The organism is Acinetobacter sp. WC-743 (assembly GCF_000335555.1).
GTDB lineage: Bacteria > Pseudomonadota > Gammaproteobacteria > Pseudomonadales > Moraxellaceae > Acinetobacter > Acinetobacter bereziniae.
In genome coordinates, this window is sequence record NZ_AMFQ01000112.1 from 1 (window position 1) to 6758 (window position 6758).

General features: G+C 34.0%; 8 protein-coding genes. 4 read left to right on the forward strand and 4 right to left on the reverse strand.

The annotated features are described in order from the left end of the window. Positions 1-67 precede the first annotated feature (67 nt). A protein-coding gene (locus tag ACINWC743_RS16995; protein WP_085947548.1) for an IS3-like element ISAba21 family transposase occupies positions 68-1233 on the forward strand; the annotation gives its coding sequence in 2 pieces (ribosomal slippage) (positions 68-326 and positions 326-1233; 1167 coding nt in all). 39 nt (positions 1234-1272) lie between these two features. Here ACINWC743_RS16995 and ACINWC743_RS17000 read toward each other — a convergent pair. Continuing rightward, on the reverse strand, positions 1273-2022 hold the full coding sequence (locus ACINWC743_RS17000; protein ID WP_009586306.1) for a hypothetical protein: 750 nt from the start codon (positions 2020-2022) through the stop codon (positions 1273-1275). A 391-nt stretch (positions 2023-2413) separates the two neighbouring features. Here ACINWC743_RS17000 and ACINWC743_RS17005 point away from each other — a divergent pair, with 391 nt between their 5' ends. Further along, positions 2414-3577 (forward strand): MFS transporter, encoded by a 1164-nt coding sequence (locus ACINWC743_RS17005; RefSeq protein ID WP_009586304.1) that lies wholly within the window; start codon positions 2414-2416, stop codon positions 3575-3577. Between the two features lie 42 nt (positions 3578-3619). On the opposite strand, the gene ACINWC743_RS17010 is transcribed toward ACINWC743_RS17005, so the two are convergent. Together ACINWC743_RS17010 and ACINWC743_RS17015 are read right to left on the reverse strand one after the other, a co-directional pair. Beyond that, entirely contained in the window at positions 3620-4315 is a 696-nt protein-coding gene (locus ACINWC743_RS17010) for an LrgB family protein (protein ID WP_009586300.1), read from the reverse strand. Further along, the gene (locus ACINWC743_RS17015; protein WP_004830792.1) at positions 4315-4755 is read right to left on the reverse strand and encodes a CidA/LrgA family protein; all 441 of its coding nucleotides are present in this window, start codon (positions 4753-4755) and stop codon (positions 4315-4317) included. Before ACINWC743_RS17015 ends, ACINWC743_RS17010 begins: the two co-directional genes overlap by 1 nt. Positions 4756-4854: 99 nt before the next feature. Between ACINWC743_RS17015 and ACINWC743_RS17020 the strand changes: the two genes are divergently transcribed. Both ACINWC743_RS17020 and ACINWC743_RS17025 read left to right on the forward strand, forming a co-directional pair. Beyond that, on the forward strand, positions 4855-5754 hold the full coding sequence (locus ACINWC743_RS17020; protein ID WP_009586302.1) for a LysR family transcriptional regulator: 900 nt from the start codon (positions 4855-4857) through the stop codon (positions 5752-5754). 70 nt (positions 5755-5824) lie between these two features. Beyond that, a complete protein-coding gene (locus ACINWC743_RS17025) occupies positions 5825-6013 on the forward strand; it encodes a hypothetical protein (RefSeq protein WP_009586301.1) in 189 nt (62 codons plus the stop codon). A gap of 391 nt (positions 6014-6404) precedes the next feature. Here the strand turns inward: ACINWC743_RS17025 and ACINWC743_RS17035 are convergent, their stop codons facing one another. Continuing rightward, entirely contained in the window at positions 6405-6701 is a 297-nt protein-coding gene (locus tag ACINWC743_RS17035; RefSeq protein WP_009586303.1) for an ATPase AAA, read from the reverse strand. Positions 6702-6758: the final 57 nt, after the last annotated feature.

The window sequence follows — 6758 nt, forward strand, 5'->3', positions numbered from 1 at the left end:
CTGATGTGTGCTGAGAAAACAGGAGGTTTTAACTTGGTAAACTATAGACACTCATCAGGAGTTTACCATGAGCAAGAAACAGAAGACTTACACCGCAGAATTTAAAGTTGAAGCAATAAAATTGATTGAAGCCAATCAAGGCAATGTATCGGAAACAGCCAGACAACTTGGCATTTCAATGCAAACTCTTTCAAATTGGAATAATAAAGCAAAGACTGGCACCTTAGCAGGCACTAAACAATATTCACCTGATCTAAATGCCTTACTCGAAGAAAATAAAAAGCTCAAACAACAGCTCAAAACAGCTGAAATGGAACGTGAATTTCTAAAAAAGGCAGCAGCGTACTTTGCGAAAGAAAGTCAGTAAGGTACGCCTATATGAAACAGCAAAGATATTTATTCCCGATTAGCTTTATGGCTAGATTACTTCACGTTTCAGTGTCACGATTTTATGATTGGCTAAAACGAGGCATGAATAAAAGATTGGTTCAGCGAAATCAACAGACAATTTTGGTCAAAATAGCTCATGAGGAAACTAAACAAAGCTATGGCTATATTCGATTAACTAAGCATTTACAAGCGCAAGGTATCAAAATCAGTACGTATGCTGTACGTCAAATAAAAAAGCTCAACCAGCTGTATTGTAAGCGTCATAAGCGTTTCAAAAGAACTACGAAGAGTGATCATAATCGAGCGATCTACGCAAATTTACTAGAGCAACAGTTTTCAATGACTAAGCCCAATCTTGCATGGTCAAGCGATATTACATACATTTGGACTGCTGAAGGTTGGTTATACTTGGCAGCAGTAAAAGACCTGTACACGAAACAAGTGGTTGGCTATAGCTTAAATGAGCGTATGACCGCACAACTTGTTTGCAATGCACTGACTATGGCGATTCGTAATCAAAAACCAACGAAAGGCTTAATTATTCATTCGGACAGAGGCAGCCAATATTGCAGCCATGAATATCGAAAGATACTGGAAAAATGTGATTTTCAAGGTTCAATGAGCAAACGTGGGGACTGTTACGATAATGCACCGATTGAAAGTTTCTGGGGCATACTCAAGAATGAATTAGTGCATCATTGCAACTATAAAACCAGAGATGAAGCTAAAGCAGATATTACAGAATACATTGTGTTATTTTATAATCAGCGAAGAATTCAAAAGAGTTTGGATTTTAAAACGCCAAATCAAATAGCAGAGAACTTTTATCGGTTAGCTGCCTAGCATATCCCAAGTGAAAGTCTCCTGCTAATTCAGCACATATCAGACCATAACTAATTTAATCACATAGATTTCTTTATTCTTAGCGACTAAAAGCATACCCACATTTTGTATTTTTCCAGACTTTTTTGCTTGTACCAGAATATATTCATTTTGGCTCAATGTGCCTCCTGAACAAATAATATTAATGGCTTTTTTCTTTTTATAAGAAAAACGTCTTTGTGTTGCTAACTGTTCTGCAATTCGACCAGAGTTGATAAAATTTGCCAGTGGTTCTTCAACCATTTGAGCTTGTTGATTTCTTCCAAAGGTTGAAATTTTTAGACATGGATTTGAAGATTTAAAAATTAGGATAGTGCCATCATCGGTTAAAGGACTTTTATCATCATCTGGACTTTGATGAATCTCTAAATCAAGATTGGCGCCTTGACTATTGATTTGATCGCTGCCTAATGTTCCAGGACAGTTTGTTGCAAAAATGGATAGCCAAGCGGGTAGATAAAGACCTTTATTAATAAATACGCCCCTACCACTATCAAATTGATGGTTAAGCATACGTCGTACAACATTATCATAATCTTTAATTACGGTATCTTTTTTATTTTCATCAGTATCGATAATTGTTAATGGATATATGTATTCATCACGAATCCAATCAAAACCAAATTCACCATTATAATCTGCTGCAACAGGCTCCCCAATTTTATAAGGACGTCTAAAGTGTACAAAGAAATTTCTTAAGCACGTTTGGCATACACTACCTTTTTCTGGACTTGATTCGATGCGCATCATTTTTATTATGACTCCGATGATGTAAGGCTTTTTATATATTCATGTTAAACAAGATAGTAATTTAAAAAAAATTAAGTGAATAAGGTGTAAAAATTGTTTGTCATTTTGTTTTTAAGACAAACTTTAATGACCGCATTGATTCATATTTTATTCTGATATTCTCAATGGCATGGGCATTTGATTTTCTTCCTGTGTTTTATTCTATTATGGATGTTCTCATACATCCATTGAACTTTAAGCTATGTGATAAAAGGTGAGAGAATGTTCATTGAACATCTAACATAGGATGATAGGCGCTTGAGAATAACGATCTATAAAAAGAACAGAATTAACTTAATTTACCAAAACCTTATTATACTAAGATATTGAAAATACATAGCAATCTAAGCTTATGCGCGCTTTTCCTATCCAATACAGACTGAGTGGATTTTATTTTTGGTATTATTCAATCGTCGGAACTTTTTTACCGTATTGGAGTTTATATCTTCAAGATCAAGGATTTAACTATAAAGAGATAGGCTTATTATCTTCAATTGCAATATTAACACGAATATTTGCGCCTTTTATCTGGGGATTTATTGCAGATAAAACAGGGAAGCGAATGCTTCTAGTCCGCATTGCAACATGGATGGAAGCGACAATTTGGTTTCTGATTTTTATTATTCCCAATAATATGCAATCAATTGCGTTGCTTATGCTGATCTTTAGCTTTTTTCAAAATGCAATTCTGGCACAATTCGAAGGAGTGACTTTATTTTGGCTTGGAAATAAACATACAGCAGAATATGGGAAAATAAGGAAGTGGGGGTCTATTGGATTTATTGTAGGTGTATTTAGTATAGGGGCAATACTTGACGTTATTGATGTTAAATATTTACCTATCATGCTGTTATGTATCGCATTTAGTGCTTTTATTTGGTCATTTTCAATTAAAGAACCGAGTTCTGCTCCAAGTGCCCAAAAAATACTAGAACCTTTATTGCCGATCATTAAAAGACCTGTTGTGCTCGCATTCTTTACAATTGAATTTATTATGCTTTTTGCACAAGCACCATTTTACAGCTTTTATAGTAATTACTTAAAACTCGCTGGATTTAATACCACACAAATTGGCTTTTTGTGGGCTGTTGGCGTCATTGCTGAAATTATGATGTTTAATTACGCCAATTTTTTTCTTAGCCGCTTTTCATGGCGAAGTTTAGTGGCTTTATGTTTGGTCATGACCAGTATTCGTTTTATATTAGCTGGTCTATTTTCCGAAAGTTTCTTGCTTCAATTCATTTCGCAGAGCTTTCATGCCTTCAGCTTTGGGTTATTTCATATCATTGCAATGCGAGTCATTCTACAAAACTTTGCTGCACAGCAACAAGGCAGAGGGCAAGCTTTATATAGCACAATGTGGGGACTTGGTGTTGCTTCAGGAAGTATTCTGGCTGGGCATTATTGGGAACAATTAACAGGAGCATATATTTTTATTATTGCAGGGCTGTCAGCCTTGTTTGGATTATTGTTGATTCAATTCTTACCTAAAACTTTGCAAGCGACATCAAAGTGAATGAATCTCTTTTATAATAAAGAGAACCATTCACTTAAAATGTTAGCCAAGTAAATGTACAATAATGTTAGCCATAAAAGGTCCAACCAATACCATAAAAATACCTGCTAAAACCATAGTTAAACTTGCGATAACACCTTCATCTTTGTGACGCATATATGCTTTACTGGCACCAAATCCATGCGCTGCATTGCCTAAAGAAGCGCCTTGAGCGAAACTTGATTTAAGCTTTAAGCAACCTAAAACCAAATCTCCAATCAGCATACCTGTAACCCCAGTGATCATGGTAAATAAAATCACCAGTTCAACTGAACCTCCGATATGAGTACTCAGTTCCATGGCAAATGGTGTGGAAATTGACCGCGCCATTAAACTATAGGTGGTCGTTTGATCGAAGTTAAATAACTTGGCTAGATAAAAAGCACTGATCATTCCTGCAAGCATTCCTATGACAACACCCATCGAAATCGAAATAAGATGTGCCTTGATAATCTGGCGATATTCAAAAATTGGAATCGCAAAAGCCACAGTTGCAGGTCCAAGCATCCAGATAATCCATTGACTATCCAGCATATAGGCATCATAAGAAATATGAGTAGTCAGTAAAATCGTAATTAAAACAATGGGAACAAGTATTGCGGGTGATAAAACAAGATATGGAAACTTTTGATAAAGTCTTTTAACCAATATATAAGCAACCAATGTTAGTACAACACAAAAAATTGAAATAATGGACATTATTTATCTCCATGAACCAGTTGTGTTGTTTTAACTGTGGCTCGCTGGCTTAGTTTTTTCTCTAACTTAAAGCCAAGATGAACACTATATGCAGTGAAGATCATCACGCAAATTGTGCCTAATACAACGACGACAATAAGTTGCCATCCTTCAGTCATAAATAAGTCTTTGTATCGCATCAAACCGATAAAACATGGGATAAAAAATAGGACCAATTCACCTAATATAAAATCTGAACCTGATTTGATCCAATTCAATTTAAATATACCTGTCATTAATCCAAATAAAACCATAAACAAACCAATAACAGCCGCAGAGATTGGCAAATTAAATTGTTTTTGAATTATTGAACCCATCCACCAAATCAAGATTAAAAGCCCAATTTGTAAGATGACTTTGTAAATTGATGAGAATGAATGGTGTTGAGTATGTGTAGACATTTACAGGCAGATATTTTCAAGAGATGTGTTATTTTAGTTGCAAATATTGCAGCATATTATGAATAATTAAACCATAATTATGCGTATTTGGAATAATTAATGGATATCAAAAACCTTAAAATTTTTGTGGAAATCGTTCATTGTGAAAGCTTTACGCTTGCTGCTGACCGACTGTTTATGACTCAACCAACAATTAGTAAATCAATCAAACATTTAGAAGAAGAACTTGGAACGGCATTATTTAAAAAGGGAGAGGCTGGAAGAAAAAGGGAAGTCGTACTCACCTATATTGGAGAATTAATCTATCAACATGCTTTAAATATTTTAAATGAACAAAAAATGATCTTTAATAATATTGATCAGGTTCAAGATTTAAAAAAAGGTAAATTAACCATAGGCTTGCCACCATTAGGTTCAGTTTTACTCAGTCCATTGATTGCCTTGTTTCATCAAAATTATCCAGATATTCAACTGAAATTTCTTGAGGTTGGAGCTAATGCAATTGAAGAAGCAATTGCAGCAAAAAGCATTGATGTAGGCATTTTATTGGGAAATTTAAGACCAAGTTTTGCTGCAATTCCTGTGATAGATTCGCCAATGTGTCTTTTGGCTAAGAAAAGTTCACATTGGAATCAAAAAAATACTGTGAATCTAAATGAACTTAAAGAAGAAAAATTTTTACTTTATGCTGATTCATTTACTTTAAACAAAATGATTATTCAGGCTGCGAACTCCGTAGGTTTTGAACCCAAAGTTGTTTGTAAAAGCAGTCAATGGGACTTTATTACCAAGATGGTAGAATTCAATATGGGGATTGCAATTTTACCTAAAATTTACTGTGATCAGTTGGATCCGCAAAAGTTTTGCTCAGCCATACTCAATGAACCTAAATTACATTGGACACTGAGTATGGCTTGGAATATTACTGTAGCGATGAGTCCTGCAACCAAAGCATGGTTGAATATCGTTGAAATGAACCGGGAGAAAATTCATTTTTAATGGGGCATATTTTACGTTAGATTATACGACGTATTGATTTTCATTGGTTCAAACAAATTTTAGGTGTGGTATGGAATTTACATTAAAAGAATTAAATCAAATTTATTTATTTTTACTTAATCGTCCTGAAGATTCGGCTGTTAAGTTGATGAAGAAGATCGAGTCTAAATATAAGTTTTGTTGGATCTGTCAGGAGTTGGTGTTGCCTGAAAAATTTGAAGCTCATGAACAAGCGCATTTAAAGTATTTTAGAAAATAAGTAAAAAATAATATATCAAAACTTTAATTATACCAATTTCGCATAATGTATATTATGTTAAATAAGATATCCAAGACTGTGGCTACACAACGCTATTGTTGCCACAGATCGTCAACGTGAATCCTAATAATTTTAATTCACGTTGACGACTATCCTAAGTAACATAATATTCGTTATGCAAAATCCTGCGCTATCTCAATCTATCTATGTGATGATCTAACTTTATAAATAATAATTTGAGTTGATCTATTTCTTCATAATTATCAACATCCAACTGCTGTATTTCCCCCAGGTATTTTTCTAGACAATCACGCATAAAAACATAATCTGATTTATGTAATACCCCAATGTTTCGATTGTAAAATGTGGTCTTCCATACATGCTTATTCATTTACATTTTAGAAAATTCAAAGAATTCAACATTTGAACCATCATTAACTTGAAACATATCATTACTTAATCTAGTACATTCATAAGACTTATCAAATTCAATTGGAACTTGTATAAGTTTTTTGTGCTGAACAACAACAATACAATTTTCAGTATTCTTAATACTTGTATAAAACCACTTTCGATCAAGACCACAATCATCAGACTCGATAATAGTAAAATCAGGATATTCAGTTTTTAAATGTTTCGCAAAAATTGACTTTCCTGAAGCTGGACGACCTGTAACTAAAATTTTCATAAATAACCCCTTTTTAGATCATATTTTGCGCATCGTTACCCGCATATTATTGTCGCC